Raw genomic sequence first — 26798 nt, forward strand, 5'->3', positions numbered from 1 at the left:
CCGTGCGCGCGGCGGGAGTCTCAGGTCCCCCCACACCCACGCTCCCGCCGCGCGCCCCGCTCAACGGGTACCTCAGCCGGCTTCGGCCACGTACGCGTTGATCTCCTCGATGATCCGCTGCTTGCCGGCCGGGTCGAGGAAGGACGCGGTCACCGCGTTGCGGGCCAGCGCGGCCAACTCCCCCGGGCCCGCACCGAGCAGTCGGGCCGCCACCGCGTACTCGTCGTTGAGGGTGGTGCCGAACATCGGCGGGTCGTCGGAGTTGATGGTGACCAGCAGCCCGGCCTCGACCAGCCGGGGCAGCGGGTGCTCGTCGAGGTTGGCCACCGCCCGGGTCCGCACGTTCGAGGTCGGGCAGATCTCCATCCCGATCTGCCGCTCGGCGAGGTAGGTGAGCAGCTCCGGGTCCTGTGCGGCGGAGATGCCGTGCCCGATCCGCTCCGCGCCCAGCTCGTGCAGGGCGTCCCAGATGGTCTGCGGGCCGGTGGTCTCGCCGGCGTGCGGCACCGAGTGCAGTCCGGCCGCGCGGGCCTGGTCGAAGTAGGGCCGGAACTGCGGCCGGGGTACGCCGATCTCGGGGCCGCCGAGACCGAAGCTGACCAGCCCGTCGGGGCGCTCGTCCAGGGCGATGCGCAGCGTCTCCTCGGCAGCCGGCAGGCCGGCCTCGCCCGGGATGTCGAAGCACCAGCGCAGGTCGAGGCCGAAGTCGGCGGCGGCGCGCTTGCGGGCGTCCTCGATCGCCTCGCAGAACGCCGGCGCGGGAATGCCCCGCCGCACGTGCGAGTACGGGGTGATGGTCAGCTCGGCGTACCGGACCTGCTGGCGGGCCAACTCCCGGGCCACCTCGTGGGTGAGGAGCCAGACGTCCTCCGGGTCCCGGATGAGGTCGACGACGCTCAGGTAGACCTCGATGAAGTGCGCGAAGTCGCGGAACTCGAAGTAGCTGGCGAGCGCGTCCGGGTCGGCCGGGACGGGGGTGTTGCCCTCGTGGCGGGCGGCCAGCTCGGCGACGATCCGGGGCGAGGCGGAGCCGACGTGGTGCACGTGCAGCTCCACCTTGGGCAGACCGGCGATGAAGGTGGTCAGATCGGTCACGGGTTCTCCTGTACGGGGGCGCCGGTACGGGCGACGACGAAGACGCGGCGGAACGGGAAGGACACCTGACCGTGCCGCACCGGGTACGCGGCGTCGAGGCGTACCCCCAGCTCGGCCCGGAAGGCCGACCAGCCGGCGGCGTCCAGCGCGGCCCGGACGGGTCGCAGCGCGGTGCCCTCCATCCAGGCCAGTACCGGGTGGTCGGCGGCGGGATCGGCCGGCAGCAGGTGCACGTAGGTAGTCTCCCAGGCGTCCACCGCGCAGCCGGCGGTGGTCAGCAGGTCCGCGTAGTCGGCCGGGTCGTCGACGGGGTCGGCCCGCTGGAGCGGGGCCAGCTCGGCCCGCCAGGCCGGGAGACCGGCGACCTCGCGCAGTGCCCGGTGTGACGGGGCGTCGAAGTTGCCGGGGACCTGCATGGCGAGCCAGGCGCCGGCGGGCAGTTCGACGGCCCAGCGGCGCAGCAGTTCCTGGTGGCCGGGCACCCATTGCAGTGCCGCGTTCGTGACCACCACGTCCTCGTCACCGGTTGGACGCCAGTCGCGCAGGTCGGCGACGGCGAACTCGACCGGGGTCGGCAGGGCCCGCGCGCGGTCGATCATCTCGGGCGCGGAGTCCAGGCCGACGACTCGGGCGTCCGGCCAGCGTTCGGCCAGGGTGGCGGTGAGCTGCCCGGGACCGCAGCCGAGGTCGACCACCGTGCGGGGCCGGACGGCGGGGACCCGGCTGAGCAGGTCGTAAAAGGGGCGGGAGCGCTCGTCGGAGTAGCGCAGGTACGTCGTCGGATCCCACATCGTCGCCTCCAAACCGTACGTCCGTCTTGTTGACGGTACGACTCGCGTGGCAGCCCGGCAACCCGATCACTAGGCTCGGGGCATGGAACAGCGCAGCTTCAACCGGCTCGGCCGGACCGTCGGAGTGGTCGGCCTGGGCGCCTGGCAGCTCGGCGCCGACTGGGGAACGGTCAGCGAGGCCGACGCCATGGCCGTGCTCACCGCCGCCGTGGACGCCGGAGTCACCTTCCTGGACACCGCCGATGTGTACGGCGACGGCCGCAGCGAGCAGCTGATCGGCCGCTTCCTGCGCTCCCGGCCGGACGCCGGGCTGACCGTCGCCACCAAGATGGGCCGGCGCGTCGAGCAGCGGCCCGAGGCGTACACCATGGCCAACTTCCGGCAGTGGACCGACCGGTCCCGGGCCAACCTCGGGATGGACACCCTGGACCTGGTCCAACTGCACTGCCCGCCGATCGCCGTCTTCGCCGACGACGCGGTCTTCGACGCCCTGGACACCCTCGTCGCGGAGAAGGCCATCGCGGGGTACGGCGTCAGCGTGGAGACCTGCGACCAGGCGCTGACCGCCATCGCCCGGCCCGGCGTGGCCAGCGTCCAGATCATCCTCAATGCCGTCCGGCACAAGCCGCTGGAGCAGGTGCTGCCGGCGGCCGCCGAGGCCGGCGTCGGGATCATCGCCCGGGTGCCGCTGGCCAGTGGCCTGCTCTCCGGCCGGTACGACGAGCACACCGAGTTCCCCGCCGACGACCACCGCAACTACAACCGGAACGGCGCCGCGTTCGACGTGGGCGAGACGTTCTCCGGCGTCGACTACACGCAGGGGCTCGCGGCCGTACGCCGGCTCGCGCCGCTTGTCGACGCCGACCGCACCATGGCGCAGTTCGCGCTGCGGTGGGTGCTGGACCAGGCCGGCGTCACCGTCGTCATCCCGGGCGCGCGCGACGCCGAGCAGGCGCGGCGCAACGCCGCCGCGGCGGACCTGCCGCCACTCACGACCGCCCAACTGGCCGGCGTACGCGAGGTCTACGACGAGCTGATCCGCCCGCAGGTGCACGACCGGTGGTGAGCCGCCGACCCCGGGTGCTCGCATCGCGCCTCCGGTACGACGATGCTGGACACCCGGGGCGGCGTGCCGCCCGAGGCGGCGAGGAGGGTGCGCGATGAGGGGTTGGCTGACACTCACCCTCGGCCTGCTGGCCGTGGTGATCGGTGCGGTGTGGACGGTGCAGGGCCTCGGCTACGTCAGCGGCAGCCCGATGACCGACGAGACGCTCTGGGTGGTGGTGGGCCCGATCGTGGCCGCCGCCGGGCTGGTGGCGCTCTGGTTGGGACTGCGCTCGCGACGCCGACTGTGAGAAGCCAGCCTGGTCGCCGGCGCGAGCGGGTGAGCGGTGGACGTGGAAAGCCCCGCATCCCGGTGCGGGATACGGGGCTTCACTTCAACGAGCCCTGACCGGCGGGGGCCGGCCAGATGTGTCAGAGGGGACGGACCTGCTCGGCCTGCGGGCCCTTCTGACCCTGGGCGATCTCGAACTCCACCCGCTGGTTCTCCTCCAGCGTGCGGTAGCCGCTGGACTGGATGGCCGAGAAGTGGACGAACACGTCAGCACCCCCGCCGTCGACGGTGATGAAGCCGAAGCCCTTGTCAGCGTTGAACCACTTCACGGTTCCCTGCGCCATGTGTATCTCCTTCTAAAACTGGCGGCCGTGCACGCCGTGCGGCCGATTGGCCGTTTTCGAGCAGCGGCGTCTGAGGCGGCCTCCACGAAGGAGACTTCTCTCAACCCACGCCATCTCGCAACAGCGTGGAACAGCAAATCACGTACGCAAAAAGTCTGCACGACCTGTCCGACGAATTTCTCCGACATGTGACCTGACGGATGACTCAGGTCGCTGGGCGGCGTTCCGAGTCGTGCGAAAGGCCCCCTTCCCGTCGATAGGGAAGGGGGCCTGACGTCTATGCGTCGGTCAGTCCGGCCAGTGGCCGGTCATCCGGCGGACACCGACCGCTCCGCCCCGGTCCACGGCGGCACGGACCACCGCGAAGATGGCCCCCTGCAACGCCGCGGCGGCCAGGATCTCGCCCCAACCGCGGTCCTCGTCGGTGGCGTTCGGCGCTTCGCCGTCGCCCGCCGTGACCTTCCAGACCTGCCGGAAGATCGCGCCGGCCACCGTACCCGCGGCGATACCCAACAACACGCCGACCGGCCGGTACGCGACCTTGCCGATGCTCCTGCTCACCTACGCCTCCCCCGCACGATCATCAGCACCACCACGGTGGCCACCGCGCCGGCGGCGATCGCCGCCCACGGCACCGGGTTGCGTCGAACCAGCTCGCTCTTCTCGCGGACCAGGCCGCCCTTGTCGTACGCCTGGGCGCGGGCCATCCCGGCGCCGCGCGCAGCCTGCCCGCGGACCCGGGCCACGGTCTGCGCCGCCTGCTCGCGCATCCGCTCCTTCGCCTGTTCGGCGGACTCCTTCAGGCGGGCCTTGACGTCCGCCTTGGCGGCCAACGCCTCCATGGTCTCGCCCAGCTCCACCCGGGTACGGCGGATCTCCTCGCGCAGGGCCTCCGTGTCGCCCGTTCCGTTGCCCGTCATGCCCGTCCCCTGTCCTTCACGGCGGCGGTCACGGTGTCCACGTCGGCACGGAGGCTGCGGACCGTCGCCGCCGGCACCGGTGGGACCGCACGGCTGACCTGCTTCTTGCCCACCAGTGCGAGGATGCCGGCCACCAGGAAGAGCGCCACCGCCACGATCAGCGCGGCGGCCCAGGCGGGCAGCACCAGATCCAACAGCAGGATGGCGGTGACGACGAGCGCCCCCAGGCCGTAGAACGCCAGCGCCCCGCCGCCGCCGAACAGGCCGATCCCGATGCCGGCGTGCTTGCCCTTCTGGGTCAACTCCGCCCGGGCCAGCGCCAGTTCGTCCCGTACCAGACGGGATACCTGTTCGGTGGCCCGCTGCACCAGCTCGGCGGTGGAGGGCTCGCTCCCATTGCGGGATGTGCGGGCATTCGCCACGTCAGCCATGCTGTCCTCCTTTCCTCATCACCGCGCTGTATGCCCGGAGTCGTCGCCCGTCAATCCTAAAACTCGAGGTGCGGCGACCTGTCGCCGTTGTCCGGATGCCGCGCCGACAAGCTGGCGTGGATCACTCCGATCACGGCAGAGACGTCCGGCAGCACATCCCCCGCGCAACCCCAACCAAACCTCCCCAGACCCCACCCTTTCCATTCGCGCTGATCATGAAGTTATTGCCAGGACACGCCGAAGCGAGAGGCAATAACTTCATGATCAACGGGGTGAACGACGCCGGGAGTTAGGGGCGGGATTCTTCGGGGCCTACGAAGGCTTCGCTGCGGGCGTCGCCGTCGTCACTGCCGCCGAAGACGCGGGCGTCGTCGGGGGCCTCGGTGTCGGACGGGCGTCGGGTCTGGGGTCGCCTGGGCTGCACCCACTGCCAGGACAGGTTGCTGGTGGCGTCGCCCAGTTCGGTGCGTACGCGGGGCATGGCGGTGGGCCGGTTGTCCCGGATCCAGGCCACCAGGTGCTCGCGCACGAGGGCGCGCAGGTCCCACAGACTGCCCGCGTCGGCGGCGCTGACCAGCGCGCGCAGCCGCACCATCCCGCCGGTGGCGTCGGTGACCTGGAGGACGCAGACCCGGCCGTCCCACAGCTCGGTGCCCTCGACGAGCCGGCGCAGCTCTTCCCGCATCGTCTGCACCGGCACGGCCCAGTCGACGTCGAACTCGGCGGTGCCGAGCACCGCCGCCTCGGTACGGGTCCAGTTCTGGAACGGCTTGCTGGTGAAGTACGAGGTGGGCAGGATCAGCCGCCGATCGTCCCAGATCTGGACCACGACATAGCTGAGGGTCAGCTCCTCGATCCGACCCCACTCCCCCTCGACGACCACCACGTCGTCGAGGCGGACCGCGTCGCTGAAGGCGAGTTGCAGCCCGGCGAAGACGTTGCCGAGCAGGCTCTGGGCGGCCAGGGCGGCCACCACACCGACGACGCCGGCGGAGGTCAGCACACCGGCGCCGATGCCGCGCACGCTCGGGAACGTCATCAGCATCACGCCGACGGTCAGGATGACGATCACCGCGACGGTCAGCCGGCGCAGCATCACCACCTGGGTACGCACCCGCCGGGCGTGCCGGTTGTTGGGCACGTCGACCCGGAACCGGGCGAGCGCGGTGTCCTCGACGACGATCAACAGGGCCGCCACCAGCCAGGCGGCGCTGGCGATCACACAGAGCACCAGCAGGTGCAGCAGGAGCCGCCGCCAGCTCTCGCCGACGGCGTACCCGGTGGTGAAGCGGGCGGCGAACTGCACCGCGAGGACGGTGGCGGCGACCTGGAAGGGACGGTGCGCGTGGTCGGTCAACTCGGTCAACAACAGGGACCGGCGGCCGAACCGCCGGGTGATCCGGTGGACGACCTCGACCAGGAAGAGAGCGACCGCCGCCGCGGCGAGCGCGGCGACGGTCGTTTCGAGATAGCTCTGCACGAGTGGGGCGCTTCCCTTCGACCGAGCGGCGGAACTTAGGGCAAAAGCCCAATAGTTCCCGACGTCCTCGGTATCGACCAGTTCAGACCTTGCGGTACCGGGACTGGAGGAAGCAGTAGACGCCGAAGGCCGCGATGCCGAGGGCGACCAGGGCCAGCAGGAACGAGCCGTACGACTGCTCGCGCAGCGTGTGCAGGGCGGCGTCCAGACCACGGGCCTTCTCCGGGTCGTACTTCACCGCCGCAACGATGACCAGCAGGCCGGCGATGCCGTACGCGACACCCTTGGCGACGTATCCGGCGATGCCGAGGCGGCGGGCCAGCTGGCGGGTCTTCGGGCTCATCTCGCCGGTCTTGAGGTGCTTCTCGAACGTCTTGCGGATGCCGTAGATGACCAGGCCGATGCCGATCGCCGCGACCACCAGCCCGGCCAGGCCGACCAGCCAGCGGCCACCGGTGGAGGTCATCAGCTTGCCGCTCAGCGCCTCCTGGTTGTCGGCGCTGTTCGACCCGGCCTCGGAGAACACCTTGAAGGCGGTCCAGGCGAAGTAGAGGTAGACGATGGTCCGGCCGGCCGAGGCCAGCCGCTCCATGGCCCGCTCCTTGCCCCGCTCGGCGCGGTGCCCGCCCGCCGCCTCGAGGCCCTGCCAGATCGCCATGGCGAGCAGGCCGACCGCGACGGCGATGACGAGGAACTTACCGAGGGGCTGTGCGGAGAGGGTACGCAGCGCGCCGGACTGGTCGCCGTCGTCGGACGACGTGCCGAACGCGATCTGCAACGCCAACCAGGCGAAGAGGAGGTGGACGATGCCGTAGCCGATGAAGCCGGCCCGGGCGAGAAGTTCCAGCCACCGGCTGTCCGCCGTTCGGGAGGCGGTGGCTTCGGCGCTACGGGTGAGTGACATGGCGTCACAATCTCCGATTACGAAGATTCCCAAACGTCGGCCACCGCCGCCCGCCCGGTTCAGTTACCCGGGTTGCGGGAGACGCGGATCTTGACCTGCTGGTCGGTGACGCTGTCGACGGTGACCGCGAAGCCACCGGCCTCGGTGGCCTGCTGGCCGGTGGTGAGGGTGAGCTGCTCGCCGGCGACCTCGACGGTCACCTGGTCGCCCTCGGCGCCGACCAGCTTGGCCTCGACGCCCAGGATGGTGGCGCTCGCCTCGACACCCCGCTCGAAGGTGACCGTGCAGGCGTCCAGACCGCAGTCGGTGGAGGCGCCCTGGGAGCTGCAACCGGCGAGCACGGCGAGGCCGAGCGCCACGGCGGCGACGAGGCCGGCGGCGCGACGGACGGGGGGCAGGGGGATGGTGGCGGGTCGGTTCGTCACGCCGCCAAGGGTACGAGACGTCCGCGACGACCGGGCGGGGGCGAGAGCGGCAGGCGTCCCGGCTAGGGTCCGGGCATGGCCTTCGACATCGCCCGTACCCGGGCCGCCTATCCCGCCCTGACCGAGGGCTTCGTCCACTTCGACGGCGCCGGGGGCACGCAGACCGCGGCCGGCGTGATCGATGCGGTCACCGACGCCATGCGCGCGGCCGTCGGCAACCGCAGCGCCGCCTTCACGCCCGGTCGTCGCTCGCTGGAGATGGTGGCGCAGGCCCGTCAGGCGGTCGCCGACCTGCTCGGGGCCGAGCCGGACGGTGTGGTGCTCGGTCCGAGCGCGACAGCGTTGACGTACACCCTGGCCCGTACCCTCGGCGCGGCCTGGCGGCCCGGCGACGAGGTGGTGGTGTCCCGGCTCGACCACGACGCGAACGTGCGCCCGTGGGTGCAGGCCGCCGAGGCGGCCGGCGCGACGGTGCGCTGGGCCGAGTTCGACCGGCACACCGGTGAGCTGCCCAGCGGCCAGTACGCCGACCTGGTGGGCGAGCGGACCCGGCTGGTGGCGGTGACCGCCGGCAGCAACGCCATCGGCACCGTGCCGGAAGTGCCGGCGATCGCCAAGATCGCACACTCGGTCGGGGCGCTGGTCTGCGTGGACGGCGTGCACTCCGTACCGCACGGTCCGACCGACCTGGCATCGCTCGGCGCGGACGTGCTGGTCACCAGCGCGTACAAGTGGTCCGGGCCGCACCTGGCCGCGATGGTGGCCGACCCGAGCCGGTGGGCGGCGTTGCGCCCGGTGAAGCTGGTGCCGTCCTCCGACGCCGCGCCGGACCGTTTCGAGTACGGCACACCGAGCTTTCCGCTGCTGGCCGGCGTGACGGCCGCCGTGGATCACCTCGCCGCCCTGGACCCGGACGCGACCGGCGACCGCCGGGCGCGGCTGCGGGCCGGGTTGGCCGCCGCCCAGGCCCACGAGAAGGCGCTGCTGGATCGGTTGCTCGCCGGTCTCGCCGAGCGGCCCGCCGTCACGGTCTACGGCTCGCCGGCCCGGCGCTGCCCGACCGTCTCCTTCCGGGTCGCCGGGCTGTCGCCGCAGCAGACCCAGCAGGCGCTGGGCGATGCCGGGTTCTGCCTGTCGGCCGGCGACTACTACGCCTACGAGTACTTCCAGACGATGGGTCTGCGCGACAGCGGTGGCGCGGTGCGGGCCAGCATCTACCACTACAACACGGTGGACGAGGTGGACCGGTTGCTCGCCGAACTCGACGTGCTGGCCGCCGGGGCTGGGACAATGGCCCGGTGAGCACCCTCGTCGAGGACAATCCCGCCAAGAACCGATTCGAGATCCTGGTCGACGACGCGTTGGCCGGCTTCACCGCCTACCTGCAGCGTGGCGAGGACGTGCTGGTCTTCACGCACACCCAGGTGGACCCGAGCTTCCAGGGCAAGGGCGTCGGCGGCGCGCTGATCCGCGCCGCCCTCGACCAGGTGCGGGCCCGGGGTGGGCGGGTGGTGCCGCAGTGCCCGTTCGTGGCGGCGTTCATCGACAAGCATCCCGAGTACGCCGACCTGGTCGCCGAGCACCCGTAGCGTCAGCGGGTCCGGCCGGTCAGCACCTCGGCGGCGGCCTGCCCGCTGGCCCGGGTGGCGCCGTGGGTGGCCAGGTGTACCGCCCCGACGACCAGCTCGGGCACACCCAGCTCGACCACGACCGCGTCCGGCCGATTGGCGAGCGCCCGCCGTACCGCCGCCTGCATCCAGTCGTGCCGGTGCAGGTCACGGACGACCAGCACCAGCGGGCGGTCCCCGGCGTCGGCTCCCGGGTCGGCGGGCACGTCGGGCTCGGCGTGGCGGACCGTCGTCGTGCCGGGCAGCAGATCGCCCAACGGCTCGCCGATGCCCCACGGGGTCTCCGCGCCGATGGCGATGTTGCGCGGCGGCTCGAACTCGACCACGTGGGCGACGCGGGTCAGGGGCAGCGTGACCGGGGCGTCCGGGCCGGTGCTGACCCGTACGGCCCGTCGGGCGGCGACCAGCCCGACGTCGGTGGCCCGGTGGGCGGCGCTCGGGCGGGCGGCGCGGGCGGCCACCGTCCAGGCGGCGAGCTGACCGACGCGCTTGGCGGCCTCGGCGAGGCGCTCCTCGGGCAGCTCGCCGGAGACGACGGCGGCCACGATGGCGTCGCGCAGTTCCCGCGCGGCCTCCTCGTCGCTGCGCTCGCCACCGACGCAGATGGCGTCGGCCCCGGCCGCGAGCGCCCGCACGGCCGCGCCCGCGAAGCCGTACCGGTCGGCGACCGCGCGCATCTCCACGGCGTCGGTCACGACCACGCCGGAGAAGCCCAACTCGTCGCGGAGCAGGCCACCCAGGATGCGCTGGCTCAGCGTGGCCGGCAGGTCCGCGTCGAGCGCGGGTACCAGCAGGTGGCCGGTCATCACCGCCTGCGCGCCGGCCGCCACCGCGGCACGGAACGGGGCCAGCTCGCAGGCGTCCAGGCGGGCCCGGTCGGCGGTGATGCGCGGCAGGTCGTGGTGGGAGTCGACGCGGGTGTCCCCGTGCCCGGGGAAGTGCTTGGCGCAGGCGGCCACGCCGGCGCCCTGGAGGCCGCGGATCCAGGCGGCGGTGTGCCGCGCGACCAGCGCCGGGTCGGCCCCGAACGACCGGACGCCGATCACCGGGTTGGCCGGGTTGGAGTTGACGTCGGCGTCCGGGGCGTAGTCGAGGGTCACCCCGGCCGCCGCCAGCTCGATGCCGAGGTCGAGGGCGACGGCCTCGGTCAGCGCCGGGTCGTCGACCGCGCCGAGGGCGTAGTTGCCCGGTCGGGAGCTGCCCCGGGCGGACTCGATCCGGGTGACGTCACCGGCCTCCTCGTCGATCGCCACGATGACGTCCGGCCGCTCGGCGCGCAGCGTCGCGGTGAGCGCCGCCACCTGGGCGGTGTCGACGACGTTGCGGGCGAACAGCACCACCGAGCCGAGCCCTTCGCCGAGCCAACGGCACACCCAGGGCGGCGGCGTGGTGCCGACGAAACCGGGTTGCAGGACGGCGGCGGCCAACGTCGGAAGGTGCCCGGCCGGCGCGGTCACGCCGTCGCCTCGGAACGGTCGACGTTTCTCGCCGGCGCGGTGACGCCGACCCGCTGGATGCGCTCGCTCATGCGGCCCCGTACCCCATCTCTCGCGCGCCCTCGGCGCACCGCCCTGGGCAGGCGGTGCTGCCATGGTCACACCGAGCGATTCAATAGTCAATAAACCTTACAGTTGCCCGGCGGGACCCTTCCCCGGAAGAGTGCGGGGATGGACACCGCCCCGCTGGCCGACGCCACGAGCCCGGCCGACATCCCCGGCGTACGCCTGCTCGGCCTGGTGGTCGGCGCTCTGCTGCTGCTCGCCGCGATCCGGGCCATGTTCGGCCGACGCTGAGGCGATCCGGCCCCCACCCGCCGGTGTGGCCCGCCGCGACCGGGGTACGGCTCTCCCAACAGCAGGACCGCGCGCCGAAGGGGAAGCCATGAAGATCGGATATTTTCTGTCCAGTGAGGAGTACACACCGGCCGAGCTGCTGGCGCAGGCCCGCGGCGCCGAGGCGGCCGGCTTCGAGGCACTGTGGATCTCCGACCACTACCACCCCTGGGTCGACGCGCAGGGGCAGAGCCCCTTCGTCTGGTCGATGATCGGCGCGCTCAGCCAGGTCTGCGCGCTGCCGGTGACCACGGCGGTGACCTGCCCGACCGTACGGATCCACCCGGCCGTGATCGCCCAGGCGGCGGCGACCAGCGCGGTGCTGCACGGCGGCCGGTTCGTGCTCGGCGTCGGCACCGGCGAGGCGCTCAACGAGCACATCTTCGGTGACGCCTGGCCGTCCGCCGACGTGCGGCTGGAGATGCTCGAAGAGTCCGTCGAGGTCATGCGCGAGCTGTGGCGGGGCGGCTTCGTCAACCACCGGGGCACGCACTACACGGTGGAGAACGCCCGGGTCTACACGCTGCCGGACACCCCGCCGTCGATCTACGTCTCGGGGTTCGGGCCGAAGGCCGTCGACCTGGCCGCCCGCATCGGCGACGGCTACGTGAGCACCATGCCCGACGGCGAGCTGGTCCGGCGCTTCCGGGAGAACGGCGGCGGCGACAAGCCGTGCCAGGCCGGGTTCAAGGCGGCGTTCGCGGCCAGCGAGGAAGAGGGCGCGCGGATCGCGTACGAGCGGTGGCCCAACGCGGGCGTGCCCGGCGAGCTGTCGCAGGTGCTGCCCTCGCCGCACCACTTCGAGCAGGCCTCCGAACTGGTCTCGCAGGACATGGTGCGGAAGGCGTTCGTCTGCGGCAACAACGCTGACGCGCACCTGGAGATGATCGACCAGTACGCCAAGGCCGGCTTTGACGAGCTGTACATGGCCAACACCGGCCCGCACTTCCAGGGCCTGTTCGACCTCTACCAGCGCGAGGTCCTGCCCCGCCTACGGTGAGACGGAACGTACCCGAGCCCATGATCGCGAAAGAGTGTTTCGGTGGTCGTGAGCTCGGGTACCTCCGGCCCTCGATGAAACTGTCCACGCACTCGATGACGTTGCGCCGCGCCGCGAAGAGCCTCTTCGGCTGGAAAGCGCTCCGGCCCAACCAGCTCGCCGCCATGCGCGCGGTGATGAAGCGACACGACGCCCTGGTGGTGTTGCCCACCGGCGCCGGCAAGTCGGCGATCTACCAGATCCCGGCCAGCCTGATCCCCGGCCCGACCGTGGTGATCTCTCCGCTGCTGGCCCTTCAGCAGGACCAGATCGCGGCGCTCAACGAGCGGCAACGTCCCGAGCTGCGGGCGGTACGGATCAGCTCGAACGAGTCGGCCGGCCAGCAGGCCGAGGCGATCGCCGAGATCCAGGCCGGGCGTGCCGAGTTCCTGTTCATCACCCCGGAGCAGTTGAGCAACCCGGACCGGATGGCCGAGGTCGCCGCGCTGAAGCCGGCGCTGGTGGCGATCGACGAGGCGCACTGCATCTCGGCCTGGGGGCACGACTTCCGTCCCGACTACCTGGCGCTGGGTCACCTCATCGAGGGCCTCGGCCGACCGCCGGTGGTCGCGCTGACCGCCACCGCGTCCCCGCCGGTCCGTGACGACATCATCGCCCGGCTGCGGCTGCGCGACCCGGAGGTGGTGGTCTCCGGGCTGGACCGGCCCAACCTCTTCCTCGAGGTGGCGCACTGCCCCACCGAGGACTACCGGTGGCGGCGGCTGATCGCCCTGCTGCGCGACGACGTACGGCCCGGGATCATCTACGTGCCGACCCGCCGCTCGGCCGAGGAGTTGGCCGAGAAGTTGACCAAGGCGGGCTTCCCGGCGCAGTTCTACCACGGTGGGATGGCGACCGGCGCGCGCAACGAGCTGCACGAGGCGTTCCTCGCCGACCAGGTGCCCATCATGGTCGCCACCTCGGCGTTCGGCATGGGCATCGACAAGCCGAACATCGCCTGGGTGGTGCACACGGCGCTGCCCGACTCGCCGGACAGCTACTTCCAGGAGATCGGCCGGGCCGGGCGGGACGGGCAACCGGCCCGGGTGCTGCTGCTCTGGCGGGCCGAGGACGTGGGCCTGCAACGGTTCTTCAGCGGCGGCCTGCCGGACGAGAACGAGCTGCGGGACCTGGCCGCTCTGCTGCGCCGCAAGCCGGCCACCAAGACCGAGCTGCGGGAGGCCACCGGCCTGGGACCGCGCAAGCTGGGCCAGTACCTGGCGCTGCTGGAGCAGGTGGGGGCCGCCGAGCCCCGCGCCCGCCAGCGCATCGGGGCCCCGCGCTACTCCCCCGCGCCGGTCGACGCGGCGGCGGCGGCCCTGGCCGAGGCGGAACGCCAGCAGACGGTGACGCGTTCGCGTACCGACATGATGCGGGCGTTCGCCGAGACCACCGCCTGCCGGGGGCAGACCCTGCTGGCCTACTTCGGCGAGCAGATGACCGAGGTCTGCGCGCACTGCGACAACTGCCACCGGGGCACCAGCACCGCCGACGAGGGCGCGGTCGGCCCGTTCCCGGTGCACAGTCAGGTGCGTCACGGCGAGTGGGGGCGTGGCCTGGTGCTCAGCTACGAGGACGACAAGATGACGGTCCTGTTCGACGAGGTCGGTTACAAGACCCTCTCGGTGCGCGTGGTGTCCGAGCAGGGTCTGCTGACCCTCGACTAGCCTGACCCGGGCACCGCACGGGGCCCGGCGGATCGACGAAGCAGCACCGATTGACCGTACAGAGCAGGGCGGAAGGGGCATTGCCGTGATCGAGCAGCCGGCGTACACCGGTTTCGGTTTCTCCGACGAGGAGTGGGGGCTGCTGGTCGGCCTGCCGCAGTCGGTGCTGACCGCGGCGAGCGCCGCCGAGTCCGACGGCACGCGCCGGACCATGGCGGAGAACGCGGCCGGTCTGGAGTCCATCGGGGCGGGCCGGGAGTCGGCCAACCCCCTGGTCGCGGCAGTGGCCGGTGAGATCGTGACCCGGGTCGGCGACCCCGAGGCCGGCGAGGAGCTGCCGGTCATCGCGCCCGCCGACCCGCAGGCGTACATCGACGACGTGCTGGTGCGGGCTCGTGAGGCGGCCGTGCTGCTGGCCGCCCGGGTTGACGAGGGCGAGGCCGGCGCGTACAAGCACTGGCTGGTGACCATCGCCGACCAGGTCGTGGGCGCCGCGTCCAGCGGCGGTCTGCTGGGCCTGGGCGGCGAGTCGGTCAGCGACTCCGAGCGACGGTTCCGCGACCGACTCGCCCAGGTGCTCAACGACTGACCGGGGCGGCGTCTGACAGCGACGGTTCGGTCGGCTCGGCGGCCAGCGCCGCGGGGTCGGCCGGCCGGACGCCGCGCAGCGTCAGCAGCGCGGTCACCGCGCCGAGCGCCATCGCCACCATGGCGGCGAGGGCGGCGAGGTGCAGCCCGTCGGTGAAGGCGAACCGGGCCGCGTGCAGCACCGCGTCGCCGACCTCCACCGGCAGTCCCCGGGTCACGGCGAGCGCGCCGCCCAGGGTCTCGCCGGCCGCGTCGCGGACGCCCGTCGGCAGCCCGGCCGGCAGCTCGTCGAGAACCTCGCGGTGGTAGATCGCGGCACCCACGCTGCCCAGGATGGCCATTCCCAGCGCGCCACCCAGCTCACTGCTGGACTCGGTCAGCGCGGACGCGACACCGGCCTGCTCCGGCGGGGCCGCGCCGAGCACCAGCTCGGTGACGAGCGACATCACCATCACCAGGCCGCCCGCGTAGACGCTCGCGCCGACGAGCAGCAGCCAGAGCGGCGTCTCGGGGGTGACCCGGGTCAGCACCGCGAAGCCGACGACGGCGATCACGAAGCCGGCCCCGATCAGGTACGCCCGCTCGACGCGCTGGGCGAGCGCCGCGGCGGCCGGGGCGACACCGCCGACCGCGAGCGACGGCACGAGGCTCCACAGTGCCGCCCGCAGCGGGCTCAGGCCGAGCACCAACTGGAGGTGCTGGGTGGTGAAGATGGCGAACCCGACCAGGGCGAACATCGCGAGCAGGTTGACCGCCAGCGATCCCGCGAAGCCGTGCCGGCGGAACAGCGCCAGGTCGATCATGGGGTACACCCGGGTCCGCTGCCGGTGCAGGAAGAGCGCCCCGACCAGCAGGCCGGCGACGACGGCCAGCACCCGCGTGGCGCTGACGCCGTCGCGGGCCATCTCCTTGATGCCGTAGATCACCGGCAGCAGCGTGCCGAGCGACAGCGCCGCGCTGAGCAGGTCGAACCGGCCGCGCGCCGGGTTGCGGAACTCGGGCACCAGGACCGGGGCGAGCAGGAGCAGGAGCAGCATCGCCGGAATGTTGATCAGGAAGATGGAGCCCCACCAGAAGTGCTCCAGCAGGACGCCGCTGAGCACCGGGCCGACGGCGATGCCACCGGTGAGCGTGGCGGTCCAGATGCCGATCGCGGTGCCCCGCTGCTTGGCGTCGTGGAACATGTTGCGCACCAGGGCGAGCGTGGACGGCATCAGGGTGGCCCCGCCGACGCCGAGCACGGCGCGCGCGGCGATCAGAGTCTCGGCGCTGTCGGCGTACGCGGCCAGCAGGGACGCCGCCCCGAACGCGGTCGCGCCCAGCAGCAGGAGCCGACGGCGACCGATCCGATCACCCAGGGCGCCCATGGTGATCAGTAGCCCGGCCAGCACGAAGCCGTAGATGTCGAAGATCCAGAGTTGCTGGGTGGCGCTGGGCCGCAGCTCCTCGCTGATGAACGGGACGGCGAAGTAGAGCACCGACACGTCCATCGAGACCAGGAGCAGCGGCAGCATCAGCACCGCGAATCCGATCCATTCCCCCCGGCCCGCGCGGGGTGCCGGTGCGGTCGTCACTGTCATGAGAACTCCTTCTGCGTATGCCGTACGCTTTAATGCGTAGACCATACGCAGAACTAGGATGGCGAGGCAAGGAGGAAAAGTGGCGGAGACGAAAGACGACAGCGGCCCGGCGCTCCCCCCGGCCATCGAGAGCGCCTGGGGGCTGCGGGAGCGGGCGCCGAAGGGCCCCCGGCCCGGCCTCACCGTGCCCGGCATCGTCGACGCGGCCGTACGGGTCGCCGACGCCGACGGGCTGGCGGCCGTGTCGATGAGCCGCGTGGCCAAGGAGTTGGGTGCCGCCACCATGGCTCTCTACCGGCACGTCGGCTCGAAGGACGACCTGCTGACGCTCATGGTGGACGTCGGCTACGGCCCCTCGCCCGGCCCCGCCGCGCCGGACGACGACTGGCGCGCCGGCCTGACCCGCTGGGCCTGGGCGGAACACGACGTGCTGCGGCAACGCCCCTGGCTGCTGCACATACCGATCTCCGGACCGCCGATCACGCCCCAGCAGCTCGGCTGGATGGAGGACGGCCTGGGCTGCCTCGACGGCACCCCGCTACCCGAGGCCGAGAAGATGTCGATCCTCCTGCTCCTCACCGGGTACGTCCGCAACGAGGCGATGCTCACCAACCAGATCGCCGAGGGCAGCCGGGCCACCGGTGTCGAGCCGGGCGACATGATGCCGGCGTACGGCGCGATGCTGGCGCGACTGATCGACCCGGTCCGCTTCCCAGCGCTGACACGGGTGCTCGATGCCGGCGTCCTCGACCAGGACGATGGACCGGATGACGAGTTCACGTTCGGCCTGGACCGGATCCTCGACGGCGTCGAGGCCCTGATCGCCCGCCGGACGACGTGAGGGGGCGCGGATGCTAGCCAGGAACACCATCGACACGACCGTCCTGCCGCCCGCCGAGCGGTTCGGGATGTGGCTGGACCTGGTGGCGCGCACGTCCGTACCGTTGCGGATGGAGTCCCCGTACGCCGACGACTTCGCCGCCCAGGCCGAATTCATCGACCTCGGCGCGATCCATCTCGCCCGGTACCAGTACCCCTCACTCGATGCCACCCGCAAGCTGATCCGACAGTCGGACCCGGAGCTGTACATACTCGCCTTCACCACCAGCGGGGTCGGCACGTCCAGCCAGGACGGTCGGCGCAGCGACATCCTGGCCGGCGAGTTCACCTTCTACGACGCCTCGCGCCCGCACGACGTCTGCCACCACGCGAGCGAGCCGGGACGGACCCAGGCCACCTCGATCACGACGGTGATTCCGCACTCCGCGCTCCCGCTGCCGCCGAAGCGGATGGCCGCGCTCTACGGCGGCCGGATGTCGGGCAGCGAAGGGCTCGGGGCGCTGCTGGCGCAGTTCCTGATCCAGGTGACCGGCCACCCCGAGCAGTACCACGCCGCCGACGCCGGCCGGCTCGGCACGGTGGGCCTCGATCTGGCCACCACCCTGCTCGGCCGGAACCTGGTCGCCGAGGACGCGGTGCCGACCGAGGTCCGCCGCCGTGCGCTGATCACCCAGGTGCAGGCGTATGTCCACCGTCACCTGGGCGACGCCACGCTGGGCCCGCAGACCATCGCGGACGCCCACCACATCTCGCTGCGGACGCTGCACCGCCTGTTCGAGGCCGAGAACACCACCGTGGCGGCGTACATCCGCGACCTTCGGCTGGCCCGGTGCCGGCGCGACCTCACCGACCCGGCGCTGCGGGCCCAGCCCGTGCAGGTCATCGCCGCACGCTGGGGGTTCGGCGACAAGGCCCACTTCAGCCGGGCATTCCGGGCGGCGTACGGGGTGAGCCCGCAGGCGTGCCGCGACGGCGACCCGGTTACGGCACGGCACGTCAACGACCTGGCGTCCAGAGTCAACTCGGGCCAGGCAGACTGACAACCGACGCGGCAGAGGCGGCGCCCGCGTACTCCGGGGCCCGCGTTGGCCGCGAACGGGGGCCGTGGCGAGGCGCCCGCCGTGGCGCGCGGCGGGCGGCCGCCCGGTGTCGCCCCCGGCCGAGGCTCCGGCCCCGTCGCTTCCCCCCCAGGATCGTCGGCGGGGCCGGTCAGGCCTTCTCCAGCAACTCCAACACGACCCGCTCGATCTCCTCGCGGGGGGCGCTCGGGTCGACCGGCACCACCACCCCGTCGTGGTAGAGGTCGACGACCCGCGGATCCACGTAGGACGTGCGCGCCACGGTCGGGGTGTTGCCGAGCAGCTCCGCGACCGCCCGCATCACCGCGGCCACCGCCCTGCGCCGGGCGGTGACCGAGCGGGCCGGGTCGGCGGCGGCCAACTCCGCCGCCGCGCGCACCGTGGCGTGCCAGGTGCGGAAGTCCTTGGCGGTCATCTCGCCGCCGCTGGCGTCGCGCAGGTAGCCGTTGACCTCGTCGCTGCGCACGTCCCGCCACTCCCGGCCGTCCCAGTAGCCGAACAGCCGGTCCGCCCTGCGGCGACGCCGACGCAGGTTGACCAGCACCTCGCACAGCTGCGGGTCCTCGATCCGGCGCACCTGCTCGATACCGCCCTTGGCGGGGAACTCGAAGACCACGCAGTCGCCCCTGCGTCGCGCGTGCTCCGGGCGCAGGGTCGACACGCCGAACGTCGGATCGTCGCCGGCCGCGTACTGGTCGCTGCCGACCCGGAACATCCCCATGTCGAGAAGGCGGGCCACGGTGGCCAGCACCCGATCGCGGTTCAGTCCACGCCCGACGAGGTCCTGCCCCACCCGCTCACGCAACGTCGGCAGCCGTCGGGCCACCTCCAGCATGTGGTCGAACTTCGCCGCGTCCTGCTTCTCCCGCCACACCGGGTGGTAGAGGTACTGCTTGCGCCCGGCCGCGTCGACGCCGGTGGCCAGGATGTGTCCGTTCGCGTGCGGCGCGATCCACACGTCCTGCCAGGCCGGCGGGATCACGAGGTCGTTCAGCCGCGCCCGGATGGCCGGATCGCGCACGACGGCGCCACTCGGATCGACGAAGGTCCAGCCCTTGCCGCGCCGACGTCGCCCGTAGCCGGGCCGAGCCGGGTCGCTACGCCGTAACCGCACCGGAAACCCGCACCACTCTCTCCACCTCGTCCACGGCGGCCAGCACCTCGTCCAGCGGCAGAGCCGTCAATGTCGGGTGGCTTCCTACCCCGTCCCACCTGGGCCAATCCCCCTCGCCGGCCCAGAGCGCCCGGTGCCGGGGCCGGTCCGGCGGCGGCCCCCACGCCGCCGGCGGCACCGGCCCGAAGAGCACCACCGAGGCGGTCCCGTACGCGGTGGCCAGGTGCGCCACACCGGTGTCCCCGCTGACCACCAGCCGGGCGTCGGCGACCAGCGCGGCCAGCGCGCCGAGGTCGGTCCGGCCCGCCAGCACGGCGGCCGGCGGCAGACCGGACGCCTCGGCCACCCGCTCGGCCAACCCGCGTTCGTCGGCCGAGCCGGTGACCAGCACGCGGTGCCCCCGCTCCCGCAGCGCCCGGGCCAACGCCGCGAACCGCTCGGCCGGCCACCGCTTGGCGGGGACGTTGCTGCCCGGATGCAGCAGGGTCGCGCCGACCGGCAGGCCGGCCGGGTCGGGCCGGCGCAGGCCCAGGTCACGGCGGTCGGCCGGAATGTCGTACCAGGAGAGCAGCCGGCACCAACGGTCCACCTCGTGCTCGTCGTCGCGCCAGCGCGGACCGTCGTCGAACCCGGCGTCGGCGTTGGCGAAGGCGACGAGCCGCCCGGGACGGGCGGCGGCCAGCAGTCGGTGCGACTGCGGCCCACGCCCGTGCAGGTTCACCGCGATCTCCGGCGCACGGCCCGGCCGCAGCGGCCCGTCCAGCCCGGTGGTGTCCACCAGCTCGTCGACGCCGCCGACCAGGTCGACCAGCGGGGCCAGGCCGCCGGGCGCGGCGAGCGCGAGCTCGTGATCCGGGTACGCGGCCCGCAGCGCCCGCAGCGCGGGCACCGCGGTGACCAGGTCGCCAACGCCGAGGGAGCGCAGCACGAGGATCACGGGTACGACGTCTCCTGCTCGGCGCACACCACCATCTCCCGCACCGCGCAGCCGGGCGGCTGTTGAAGCGCGAACATGATCGCCGCGGCCGTGTCGGCGGGGTCGTTGAGGATGGCGTCCGGACCCGGCTTGTACTGCGGATCGCGTTCGTCGAAGAACGCGGTGCGCATGCCACCGGGGATGAGCAGGGTGACCCCGACCTGGCCGGCCAGCTCGGCGGCCAGCGCACGGGTGAACCCGACGACGCCGAACTTCGCCGCGCAGTACGCGGTGGCGTCGCTGACCGCCTTCACGCCCAGGGTCGAGGCGACCGTGACGATGCGCCCGGCGGAGGTCTGCAGGAACGGGAGCGCGGCCCGGATCACCGCGGCCGTGGCCAGCAGATTCACGGCGACGATCCGGTCCCACGTCTCCCCCGGCACGTCGGCGAGCCGGCCCGGCACGTCCACACCGGCGGCCGTCACCACCGCGTCCAGGCCACCGGCCTGCTCAGCGAGGTGCCGGGTGGCCACCTCGGCGGCGCGGGTGTCGGCGAGGTCGCACTCGGTCCAGTCCACGCCGTCGACCGGCGGCTGCCGGTCCAGCACGAGTGGACGGCCACCGGAGGCGGCCACCGCCGCGACCACCGCCGCGCCGAGCCCGCTGGAACCGCCGGTGACCAGGACGGCGGGTCCGGCGTCGGGTCGTGTGGCGGTCATCGGGTCCGCTCCCCTGTCGTCGTGACCGGCACGGCGATGCCGACCGGCGGTGGCGGCCCGCTGTCCGTGCCGGGGGCCGGCCCGGCGGCGGCACGCGCGATGAGGTCGCTGGTGGAGCGGCCGTCCAGGTACGGCACCACCACCGTGTTCCCGCCCCACCGACGCAGCACCTCCGCCTCGGGCAGTGTGGCCGCGTCGCCGACACCGCTCGCGTAGTCGCCGCCCTTGACCCAGACGTCCGGGCGCACCCAGGACAGCACCGCCTCGGGCGTCGGCTCGTCGAAGACGAGGACGGCGTCGACGCAGCTCAGAGCGGCCAGCAGCCGGGCGCGGTCGCCCTCGGGCAGCACGGGTCGCTGCGGCCCCTTCAACCCGGCGACGCTGGCGTCGGAGTTCACGCAGACGATCAGGCAGTCGCCGAGCTGCCGGGCGGCCTGAAGGGTGGCCAGGTGCCCGGCGTGCAACAGGTCGAAGCAGCCTCCGGTGGCCACCACCGTGCCGCCCGCGCCCCGCACCTCGGAAAGGAGCGCGGCGACCGCCGCGACACCCACCCGCTCAGCGCCGACGCCGGGCCGGCGGGCGCCGCGCACGCTCACCACGTCGGTGGGGGGCGGCAGAGCCGTGGCCACTCCGCCACCCGCCACGTACGTGGAGGCCTCGGCGACGGCCACCTGCACCGCCTCGGAGACGAGCGCGCCCTGGGCCAGCGCGAGGCTCGCGGCGGCGGCGAAACGGTCGCCCGCCCCACAGGTGTCGCCCTCGGCGCTGCCCGACGTGGGCACCACCAGCGGCGTCGACCCGGCGTGGCAGAGCAACGCGCCGTCCCCGCCCAACGTCACCGCGACCGCGCCCGCCCGCCACCGTCGACGCAGCCCCTGCGCACCCTGGGAGGCGGTGGCGAGCCGGGACGCGCCGGGCAGTGTCGGGACCAGTTCGCGCACCTCCGACTCGTTCGGCGTGGCCAGGTGCACGCCGGGTACCGCCGCCGGCCCGCGCGGGTGCGGGTCCCAGACGACCGGCGCGCGGGTGGCGGCCAGCGCGGCGCGCAGCGCGGGCTGGCGGGCGACGCCCCGGCCGTAGTCGCTGACCAGCACTGCCGACGCGGCGGCGAGCACCCGCAGCACCTCGTCGGAGGGCTGACCCGGCTCACCGGAGGGACCGCCCCGGTCGTGGCGCAGCAGCACCCGACCCCGGGCCCGCAGCCGGATCTTCTCCGGCGTCGCGCCCGCGAGGGCCAGCGGGTAGACCCGCACGCCCGCGGCGGCCAGCAGCGCGCTGAGCCGCGCGCCCCCGGCGTCGTCGGCGAGCGCGGTGACCAGCACCACGTCGGCGCCCTGCGCGGCGGCGAAGACCGCCGCGAGGCCCGCGCCGCCGGGCCGGTCGACGGCCGAGGTCTCGTCGAGCACCGGCACCGGGGAGTCCGGGCAGAGGCGGTTCACCACCCCTTCCACGTCCCGGTCGAGCAGGGTGTCCCCGACGACCACCACGGGTCCCCTCACGCCTACCTCCTCATGCTCACGCGTCGATCTGCTGTGCGGTCGGGCCGTCGAGCACGACCTCGACGCCGGTGCGTACCGGCTCGGACGCGAGCCGACCGGCCGTCGCGGGCTCCACGGCGGCCAGCGCCGCCGGCAGTTCCTTCTCGAGGTACTCGCAGATCAGGTGACTGGTCACGAGATGCAGCTCCTGGACGACCTGGGTGTCGGCCGACGGCACGGCGAGCGCCTCGTCGCAGGCGTCCGCGAGGGGGTTGGGGGCGGGTCCGGTGAGCGCCCAGGTGGTCAGGCCGGCGTCGCGCGCGGCGTGTGCGGCGCTGAGCAGGTTGCCGCTGACGCCGCTGGTGCTCAGCAGCAGCAGCACGTCGCCGGGTCGGCCGTGGGCGCGGACCTGACGGGCGTAGACGTCGGCGTAGCCGTAGTCGTTCGCGATGGCGGTCACCGCGCTGGTCTCGGCGTGCAGGGCGATCGCCGACAGGGGCTGGCGGTCGTCGTGCAGCTTGCCCACCAGCTCGGCGGTGAGGTGCTGGGCCTCGGCGGCGCTGCCGCCGTTGCCGGCGACGAGCAGTCGTCCGCCGCCGGCCAGCCGGTGTGCCAGGTGCGCGCCCCAGCGAGCCAACTGCGGTTCACACCGGCGGTACGGCTGCAGTGCCGCGGCGAGGTTGGTCAGGTGCGTATCGAGCGGGCTGACCGCCGGCATCAGGCCACCACCCGGGTCGGCCGACGTACGGCGGCGACCTCGTTGTAGACCCCGGCGAGGCGTTCGGCGGTGACCTCCCACGAGTAGCGCGACCGGGCCCGCTCGCGGGCCGCCGTGGCGTACCGGAAGCGGCGGATCCGGTCGTCGAGCAGTCCCCGGATCGCGGCGGCGAGGGCGTTGGGGTCGCGGGCCGGCACCAGGTCACCGGTCGTACCGTCGACGACGGTGTCGCGGATGCCGCCCACGGCGGTGCCGACGACCGGAACGCCGCACGCCATCGCCTCCAGGGGCGTCAGGCCGAACGGCTCGTACCAGGGTGCGGCGACCAGCAGGTCCGCGGAGCGGTACCAGCGGCCCATCTCCTCGCGGGGCACCGCGCCGACCAGGTGCACCCGGTCGGCGACCCCGCACGACTCGGCGAGGGCCCGCAGCCGCCGGGCGTACGGGTCGGTCTCCAGCAGCCCCTCGGGCGGCCCGCCCACCACGACGCACTCCGCGTCGGGCACCAGCGCCATCGCGCGGACAACCGTCTGGAAGCCCTTGCGCTCGACCAGCCGGCCCACGGTGAGGATGCGGGCGCGGCCCGGCTCCCGGTCGGCGGCCGGCCCGAGCGGGGCGAACGAGGCGAGGTTGACGCCGGAGGGCACGACCGTCATGCGGTTCCGGGGCACCCCCATCCGGACCAACTCGCCGACCTCGTCGCGGCACTGGGCGACCACCCGGTCCACCGAGCGGCCCAGCTCCCGCTCGTAGGCGATGCGCCGGGCCGGGCTGGTGTCCTGCACGCCCTGGTGGCGGCGCTTGACCGTGCCCAGCGCGTGGTACGTCTGCACCACCGGCACGCCGGCCTGCCGGCCGGCGGTCAACGCGGCGAGGCCGCTCATCCAGAAGTGCGCGTGGATCACCTCGGGCGTCCAGTCCCCGCCCCGCCACCGATCGACGAGCCACCGGCTGAACTCGCGCATGTGCGGCAGCAGCGCGTCCTTCGCGACCGGCTCGGCCGGACCGGCGGGCACGTGCACCACGTCGTACCCGTCCGGGGCGCGGACGGTCACCGGCAGGTCGAGGGCGTCGCGGCGGGTGTAGACCCGTACGTCGTGCCCGGCGGCGACGAGCGCGGCGGACAACTCGGCCACGTGCGTGTTCTGGCCGCCGGCGTCCTCCCCTCCGAGGATGGCGAGCGGGCTGGCGTGCTCCGAGATCATCGCGATCCGCATACTTCCTCCTCCAGCAGCCGGTCCCAGTCAGCGAGGAAACGGTCGAGGCCGTACCTGTCGCGCGCGGCGGCCTGGGCCGCCACGCCGGCCTGGCGTGCGGCCGCCGGCTCGGCGATGAACCGGCGAGCGGCGTCGAGCAGGACGTCCATCCGGGTGGCGAGGGCCCCCGCCTCCGGGGGCACGGCGGTGACCGCCTCGGTGGTGGCGAGCGCGACGACCGGCATGCCGATCGCCATCGCCTCGATGAGGCTGAGCCCCAGGCTGGTCCAGCGGCACAGGTGCAGGTACGCCCGCCGGCGGGCCAGTTCGGCGTGCATCCGGTCCTGCGGGACGTCGTCGTGGCTGGTGAGCCGGTCGGCGGGCAGTCCGAGGTGGTCGGCGAGGCCCGCGACGCCCATGCCGAACACGTCCAGGGGCGCGATCTCGGCGAACTGGGGCAGCAGGTCGGTGCCGGTGACCCGTCCCCGCCGCACCGGCTCGTTGATCACGACGGCGAGCCGGTCCAGTTCACCCGTGTACGACACGGCGGGCGCGACGATGCCGTGGTCGACAACGCCGGTGCGGGTCGAGCCGGTGTCCCAGAAGATCTGGTTGAACCCGGTGACGTGGGCGACGAGCAGGTCGTCACGGTCGGCCATCGGGTGCCGGGTGTTGGGGACGGCGCCCTTGGGTGTGTTGTGCTCCACGTAGACGGCGGGCAGGTCGCGACCCGGACGCCGGCCCAGCCACTGCTCGGCCAGGTCGATCTCCTCGGGGCGTTGCAGGACGACCACGTCGACGTCGGCGTCCGGCAGGTCGTCGGGGGCCACCTCGACGGCGCTGTCCGGCCACGGATACGTCCGCGCCCGGCCGAGGCCGTACGGACCCCGGTCGGGCGTGGTGGGGATCAGGTAGCGGTGACTGCCGTGCACGAAGGACGTCGTCCAGGAACCGTGCACGTGCCAGAGCAGGATGTTCATCGGACGCCACCACCGCTGGCGGTCAGTGTCCGTACCGCCTCGACCACCTCGGCCGGGTCGACGCCGCTCAGGCACGGGTGGCCGGGGACCGGGCAGCTCGCCGCCCGGGTGTCGCGGCAGGGCGCGCTCGCGTCGCCGAGCCGCACGGTGGGCACCCGGTAGGGACCCCACTGCCCGAAGGGGACGGTCGGTGCGAACAGGCTCACCACCGGTACGCCGGCGGCGGCGGCCAGGTGCGCGGGCCCGGTGTTGCCGACCACCACGGCGGCGGCGTCGGCGACGAGCGCGGCCAGTCCGGCCAGGTCGGTCGTACCGCCCAGGTCGGTGCCGCCCGCCGCCGCGACCCGGGCGGTCACCGTCCGCTCGTCGGGCCCGCCGGTGACCAGCACGCGATGCCCGGCCGCGCTGAGCGCCCCGGCGATGCGGGCGGCCAGCTCGGTCGGGCAGGCCCGGCTCGACGCGGCCGAGCCCGGGTGCAGCACCACGTAGCCGGGGTCACCGACAGCGGCCGGGCGGGACGCCACGGCGTCGTCGCGGAGCCGCAGCACGGGTTCGTCGCCGGCCGGCAACCGGTGGCCGGCCGCGGCGGCGAGGGAGAGCGCCCGCTCGGGTTCGGGGACGCCTACCGGCACCCGGTGGCGGATGTCCACCAGCGCGCCCGGGTAGTCGTCGCTGATCGCGGCGATCCGGGTGATCCCGGCCATCCGCAGCAGCAACGCCAGCGGCAGGGCCGACTGGTGGAACGAGGTGAACACCACCGCCTCGTCCGCGCCGACGGCGGCGATCCGGGCGGTCAGGCGTCGCATGTCGTCCGGGTCGACGGGCGTCGGCGCGGGATCGATCCACGGCAGCGGGTGCTCGATGATCTCGTCGACGCCGGGCAGCATCTCGGCGGCGGCCCGCCCACGTGGTCCGCACAGCAGCACCACCCGTCGCGCGCCGGCCGCGACGGCCCGGATCGCCGGCCCGGTGACGAGCACGTCCCCGGCCGAGTCCGAGCGCACCACCAGCGCGGTACCCACTCCGTGGGCGGTTCGCGTGGGCCGCACGGCCCGCTGGCGGCGCAGGATCTCGTCGACCGCGGACGGCAGGTCCGTCGCCACCCAGCCGGCGGCGGCGATCTCCTCCGGGCGGGTCACCGGCGTGGGCACCAGCACCCCGGCCGCACCGGCGGCCAGCGCCGCGCCCACGTCACGGCCGATGTCGCCCACCAGTACGCAACGCGACGCGCTCGTGCCCAACTCCCGGGCGGCGGCGTGCACCAGGCCGGGCGACGGCTTGCGGCAGTCGCAGCCGTCGGCGTCGTCGTGCGGGCAGACCAGCCAGGCGTCGAAGCCGCCCAGCAGCTCCTCGACGCGGGCGTGCACCGCCCGCATCTGCTCCTCGTCGAAGTAGCCCCGGGCCAGGCCGGACTGGTTGGTCACCACCGCGAGGCGCAGACCGGCGGCCCGCAGTCGGTCCAGCGCTGCGCGGACACCCGGCAGCGGGCGTACCTTCTCCGGGTCGCCGTTGTACGGCACGTCCTCGATCAGGGTGCCGTCGCGGTCGAGCAGCACCGCGTCGTACAGGACGCCAGCGGGGGGTGCGGCAGGCCCGCGACCAACCCGGCCAGCACCGGCGTACACCCGGGCTGACCTGCGCTGATACGGATCCTCCTGGTCCTGTCGCACAGCCGGCGGGTTCCCGGCGCCCGAAGGA

29 protein-coding genes are annotated in these 26798 nt (G+C 73.4%); 10 read left to right on the forward strand and 19 right to left on the reverse strand.

The genetic code is table 11. The features are described from left to right. Positions 1–72: 72 nt before the first annotated feature. Positions 73–1095 carry an adenosine deaminase gene (locus ACLQ25_RS20360; protein WP_425732392.1) on the reverse strand — a complete coding sequence of 341 codons (1023 nt, stop codon included), beginning with the start codon at positions 1093–1095 and terminating at the stop codon, positions 73–75. Further along, the gene (locus ACLQ25_RS20365; RefSeq protein WP_425732393.1) at positions 1092–1886 is read right to left on the reverse strand and encodes a trans-aconitate 2-methyltransferase; all 795 of its coding nucleotides are present in this window, start codon (positions 1884–1886) and stop codon (positions 1092–1094) included. The genes ACLQ25_RS20360 and ACLQ25_RS20365 overlap by 4 nt, the downstream gene beginning before the upstream one ends. 82 nt (positions 1887–1968) lie before the next feature. Here ACLQ25_RS20365 and ACLQ25_RS20370 point away from each other — a divergent pair, with 82 nt between their 5' ends. Both ACLQ25_RS20370 and ACLQ25_RS20375 read left to right on the forward strand, forming a co-directional pair. Continuing rightward, a complete protein-coding gene (locus ACLQ25_RS20370; protein ID WP_425732394.1) occupies positions 1969–2952 on the forward strand; it encodes an aldo/keto reductase in 984 nt (327 codons plus the stop codon). Between the two features lie 94 nt (positions 2953–3046). Beyond that, the gene (locus ACLQ25_RS20375; RefSeq protein ID WP_425732395.1) at positions 3047–3241 is read left to right on the forward strand and encodes a hypothetical protein; all 195 of its coding nucleotides are present in this window, start codon (positions 3047–3049) and stop codon (positions 3239–3241) included. Positions 3242–3362: 121 nt separating this feature from the next. Here the strand turns inward: ACLQ25_RS20375 and ACLQ25_RS20380 are convergent, their stop codons facing one another. The 7 genes from ACLQ25_RS20380 to ACLQ25_RS20410 all read right to left on the reverse strand — a co-directional run bounded on the left by ACLQ25_RS20380 (position 3363) and on the right by ACLQ25_RS20410 (position 7726). Then, positions 3363–3566, reverse strand: coding sequence for a cold-shock protein (locus ACLQ25_RS20380; RefSeq protein ID WP_013732668.1), 204 nt, complete (start codon positions 3564–3566; stop codon positions 3363–3365). Between the two features lie 288 nt (positions 3567–3854). Beyond that, positions 3855–4127: a DUF4235 domain-containing protein gene (locus ACLQ25_RS20385; RefSeq protein WP_007458126.1), complete on the reverse strand. Its 273-nt coding sequence runs from the start codon at positions 4125–4127 to the stop codon at positions 3855–3857. Next, entirely contained in the window at positions 4124–4486 is a 363-nt protein-coding gene (locus ACLQ25_RS20390) for a DUF3618 domain-containing protein (protein ID WP_425732396.1), read from the reverse strand. The genes ACLQ25_RS20385 and ACLQ25_RS20390 overlap by 4 nt, the downstream gene beginning before the upstream one ends. Next, complete coding sequence (locus ACLQ25_RS20395; RefSeq protein WP_425732397.1) at positions 4483–4917, reverse strand: phage holin family protein; 435 nt, start codon at positions 4915–4917, stop codon at positions 4483–4485. Before ACLQ25_RS20395 ends, ACLQ25_RS20390 begins: the two co-directional genes overlap by 4 nt. A gap of 289 nt (positions 4918–5206) precedes the next feature. Next, the gene (locus ACLQ25_RS20400) at positions 5207–6397 is read right to left on the reverse strand and encodes a mechanosensitive ion channel family protein (protein ID WP_425732398.1); all 1191 of its coding nucleotides are present in this window, start codon (positions 6395–6397) and stop codon (positions 5207–5209) included. 82 nt (positions 6398–6479) lie between these two features. After that, positions 6480–7301 (reverse strand): DUF1206 domain-containing protein, encoded by an 822-nt coding sequence (locus tag ACLQ25_RS20405; RefSeq protein WP_425732399.1) that lies wholly within the window; start codon positions 7299–7301, stop codon positions 6480–6482. A gap of 59 nt (positions 7302–7360) precedes the next feature. Continuing rightward, positions 7361–7726, reverse strand: coding sequence for a hypothetical protein (locus tag ACLQ25_RS20410; RefSeq protein WP_355237672.1), 366 nt, complete (start codon positions 7724–7726; stop codon positions 7361–7363). A 75-nt stretch (positions 7727–7801) separates the two neighbouring features. On the opposite strand from ACLQ25_RS20410, the gene ACLQ25_RS20415 reads away from it, so the two are divergent. Together ACLQ25_RS20415 and ACLQ25_RS20420 are read left to right on the forward strand one after the other, a co-directional pair. Continuing rightward, complete coding sequence (locus ACLQ25_RS20415; protein ID WP_425732400.1) at positions 7802–9028, forward strand: cysteine desulfurase-like protein; 1227 nt, start codon at positions 7802–7804, stop codon at positions 9026–9028. Beyond that, positions 9025–9315, forward strand: coding sequence for a GNAT family N-acetyltransferase (locus tag ACLQ25_RS20420; RefSeq protein WP_425732401.1), 291 nt, complete (start codon positions 9025–9027; stop codon positions 9313–9315). Before ACLQ25_RS20415 ends, ACLQ25_RS20420 begins: the two co-directional genes overlap by 4 nt. Positions 9316–9317: 2 nt before the next feature. Here the strand turns inward: ACLQ25_RS20420 and ACLQ25_RS20425 are convergent, their stop codons facing one another. Beyond that, positions 9318–10811, reverse strand: coding sequence for a glycoside hydrolase family 3 protein (locus tag ACLQ25_RS20425; protein ID WP_425732402.1), 1494 nt, complete (start codon positions 10809–10811; stop codon positions 9318–9320). A 210-nt stretch (positions 10812–11021) separates the two neighbouring features. Between ACLQ25_RS20425 and ACLQ25_RS20430 the strand changes: the two genes are divergently transcribed. The 4 genes from ACLQ25_RS20430 to ACLQ25_RS20445 all read left to right on the forward strand — a co-directional run bounded on the left by ACLQ25_RS20430 (position 11022) and on the right by ACLQ25_RS20445 (position 14481). Then, positions 11022–11147 (forward strand): hypothetical protein, encoded by a 126-nt coding sequence (locus ACLQ25_RS20430; protein WP_355053401.1) that lies wholly within the window; start codon positions 11022–11024, stop codon positions 11145–11147. A gap of 88 nt (positions 11148–11235) precedes the next feature. Further along, positions 11236–12186, forward strand: a complete 951-nt coding sequence (locus ACLQ25_RS20435) for a TIGR03557 family F420-dependent LLM class oxidoreductase (RefSeq protein WP_425732403.1) — start codon at positions 11236–11238, stop codon at positions 12184–12186. A gap of 74 nt (positions 12187–12260) precedes the next feature. Further along, positions 12261–13892, forward strand: coding sequence for a RecQ family ATP-dependent DNA helicase (locus ACLQ25_RS20440; RefSeq protein ID WP_425732404.1), 1632 nt, complete (start codon positions 12261–12263; stop codon positions 13890–13892). Positions 13893–13977: 85 nt separating this feature from the next. Next, positions 13978–14481, forward strand: coding sequence for a hypothetical protein (locus ACLQ25_RS20445; RefSeq protein WP_355053404.1), 504 nt, complete (start codon positions 13978–13980; stop codon positions 14479–14481). On the opposite strand, the gene ACLQ25_RS20450 is transcribed toward ACLQ25_RS20445, so the two are convergent. Next, positions 14471–16060 carry an MFS transporter gene (locus ACLQ25_RS20450; protein ID WP_425732405.1) on the reverse strand — a complete coding sequence of 530 codons (1590 nt, stop codon included), beginning with the start codon at positions 16058–16060 and terminating at the stop codon, positions 14471–14473. The genes ACLQ25_RS20445 and ACLQ25_RS20450 overlap by 11 nt on opposite strands. A gap of 79 nt (positions 16061–16139) precedes the next feature. On the opposite strand from ACLQ25_RS20450, the gene ACLQ25_RS20455 reads away from it, so the two are divergent. Both ACLQ25_RS20455 and ACLQ25_RS20460 read left to right on the forward strand, forming a co-directional pair. Further along, a complete protein-coding gene (locus ACLQ25_RS20455; protein ID WP_425732406.1) occupies positions 16140–16901 on the forward strand; it encodes a TetR/AcrR family transcriptional regulator in 762 nt (253 codons plus the stop codon). 10 nt (positions 16902–16911) lie between these two features. Then, positions 16912–17940 carry a helix-turn-helix domain-containing protein gene (locus ACLQ25_RS20460; RefSeq protein WP_425732407.1) on the forward strand — a complete coding sequence of 343 codons (1029 nt, stop codon included), beginning with the start codon at positions 16912–16914 and terminating at the stop codon, positions 17938–17940. A gap of 169 nt (positions 17941–18109) precedes the next feature. Here the strand turns inward: ACLQ25_RS20460 and ACLQ25_RS20465 are convergent, their stop codons facing one another. From ACLQ25_RS20465 to ACLQ25_RS20500, 8 genes are read right to left on the reverse strand one after another with little or no spacing between them, the layout of a single operon-like run. Further along, a complete protein-coding gene (locus ACLQ25_RS20465) occupies positions 18110–19093 on the reverse strand; it encodes a DNA topoisomerase IB (RefSeq protein WP_425732408.1) in 984 nt (327 codons plus the stop codon). After that, positions 19077–20030, reverse strand: a complete 954-nt coding sequence (locus tag ACLQ25_RS20470; RefSeq protein WP_425732452.1) for a glycosyltransferase family 9 protein — start codon at positions 20028–20030, stop codon at positions 19077–19079. Before ACLQ25_RS20470 ends, ACLQ25_RS20465 begins: the two co-directional genes overlap by 17 nt. Beyond that, positions 20027–20728 (reverse strand): SDR family oxidoreductase, encoded by a 702-nt coding sequence (locus tag ACLQ25_RS20475; protein ID WP_425732409.1) that lies wholly within the window; start codon positions 20726–20728, stop codon positions 20027–20029. Before ACLQ25_RS20475 ends, ACLQ25_RS20470 begins: the two co-directional genes overlap by 4 nt. Further along, positions 20725–22227, reverse strand: coding sequence for a PfkB family carbohydrate kinase (locus ACLQ25_RS20480; protein ID WP_425732410.1), 1503 nt, complete (start codon positions 22225–22227; stop codon positions 20725–20727). Before ACLQ25_RS20480 ends, ACLQ25_RS20475 begins: the two co-directional genes overlap by 4 nt. 16 nt (positions 22228–22243) lie before the next feature. After that, positions 22244–22927 (reverse strand): D-sedoheptulose-7-phosphate isomerase, encoded by a 684-nt coding sequence (locus ACLQ25_RS20485; protein WP_425732453.1) that lies wholly within the window; start codon positions 22925–22927, stop codon positions 22244–22246. Continuing rightward, on the reverse strand, positions 22924–24141 hold the full coding sequence (locus tag ACLQ25_RS20490) for a glycosyltransferase (protein ID WP_425732411.1): 1218 nt from the start codon (positions 24139–24141) through the stop codon (positions 22924–22926). Before ACLQ25_RS20490 ends, ACLQ25_RS20485 begins: the two co-directional genes overlap by 4 nt. Continuing rightward, positions 24126–25100: a glycosyltransferase gene (locus tag ACLQ25_RS20495; RefSeq protein WP_425732412.1), complete on the reverse strand. Its 975-nt coding sequence runs from the start codon at positions 25098–25100 to the stop codon at positions 24126–24128. Before ACLQ25_RS20495 ends, ACLQ25_RS20490 begins: the two co-directional genes overlap by 16 nt. Continuing rightward, positions 25097–26770, reverse strand: coding sequence for an HAD-IIIA family hydrolase (locus ACLQ25_RS20500; protein ID WP_425732413.1), 1674 nt, complete (start codon positions 26768–26770; stop codon positions 25097–25099). The genes ACLQ25_RS20495 and ACLQ25_RS20500 overlap by 4 nt, the downstream gene beginning before the upstream one ends. Positions 26771–26798 lie beyond the last annotated feature (28 nt).

This window comes from Micromonospora sp. DT44, assembly GCF_049841635.1.
Lineage (GTDB): Bacteria > Actinomycetota > Actinomycetes > Mycobacteriales > Micromonosporaceae > Micromonospora.

Bases quoted from the DNA above. Each gene is read 5' to 3' on its own strand.
- ACLQ25_RS20365 (WP_425732393.1), bottom strand. From the start codon at position 1,886: ATGTGGGATCCGACGACGTACCTGCGCTACTCCGACGAGCGCTCCCGC.
- ACLQ25_RS20370 (WP_425732394.1), top strand. From the start codon at position 1,969: ATGGAACAGCGCAGCTTCAACCGGCTCGGCCGGACCGTCGGAGTGGTC.
- ACLQ25_RS20375 (WP_425732395.1), top strand. From the start codon at position 3,047: ATGAGGGGTTGGCTGACACTCACCCTCGGCCTGCTGGCCGTGGTGATC.
- ACLQ25_RS20380 (WP_013732668.1), bottom strand. From the start codon at position 3,566: ATGGCGCAGGGAACCGTGAAGTGGTTCAACGCTGACAAGGGCTTCGGC.
- ACLQ25_RS20390 (WP_425732396.1), bottom strand. From the start codon at position 4,486: ATGACGGGCAACGGAACGGGCGACACGGAGGCCCTGCGCGAGGAGATC.
- ACLQ25_RS20395 (WP_425732397.1), bottom strand. From the start codon at position 4,917: ATGGCTGACGTGGCGAATGCCCGCACATCCCGCAATGGGAGCGAGCCC.
- ACLQ25_RS20405 (WP_425732399.1), bottom strand. From the start codon at position 7,301: ATGTCACTCACCCGTAGCGCCGAAGCCACCGCCTCCCGAACGGCGGAC.
- ACLQ25_RS20415 (WP_425732400.1), top strand. From the start codon at position 7,802: ATGGCCTTCGACATCGCCCGTACCCGGGCCGCCTATCCCGCCCTGACC.
- ACLQ25_RS20430 (WP_355053401.1), top strand. From the start codon at position 11,022: ATGGACACCGCCCCGCTGGCCGACGCCACGAGCCCGGCCGACATCCCC.
- ACLQ25_RS20435 (WP_425732403.1), top strand. From the start codon at position 11,236: ATGAAGATCGGATATTTTCTGTCCAGTGAGGAGTACACACCGGCCGAG.
- ACLQ25_RS20440 (WP_425732404.1), top strand. From the start codon at position 12,261: ATGAAACTGTCCACGCACTCGATGACGTTGCGCCGCGCCGCGAAGAGC.
- ACLQ25_RS20450 (WP_425732405.1), bottom strand. From the start codon at position 16,060: ATGACAGTGACGACCGCACCGGCACCCCGCGCGGGCCGGGGGGAATGG.
- ACLQ25_RS20460 (WP_425732407.1), top strand. From the start codon at position 16,912: ATGCTAGCCAGGAACACCATCGACACGACCGTCCTGCCGCCCGCCGAG.
- ACLQ25_RS20475 (WP_425732409.1), bottom strand. From the start codon at position 20,728: ATGACCGCCACACGACCCGACGCCGGACCCGCCGTCCTGGTCACCGGC.
- ACLQ25_RS20490 (WP_425732411.1), bottom strand. From the start codon at position 24,141: ATGCGGATCGCGATGATCTCGGAGCACGCCAGCCCGCTCGCCATCCTC.
- ACLQ25_RS20495 (WP_425732412.1), bottom strand. From the start codon at position 25,100: ATGAACATCCTGCTCTGGCACGTGCACGGTTCCTGGACGACGTCCTTC.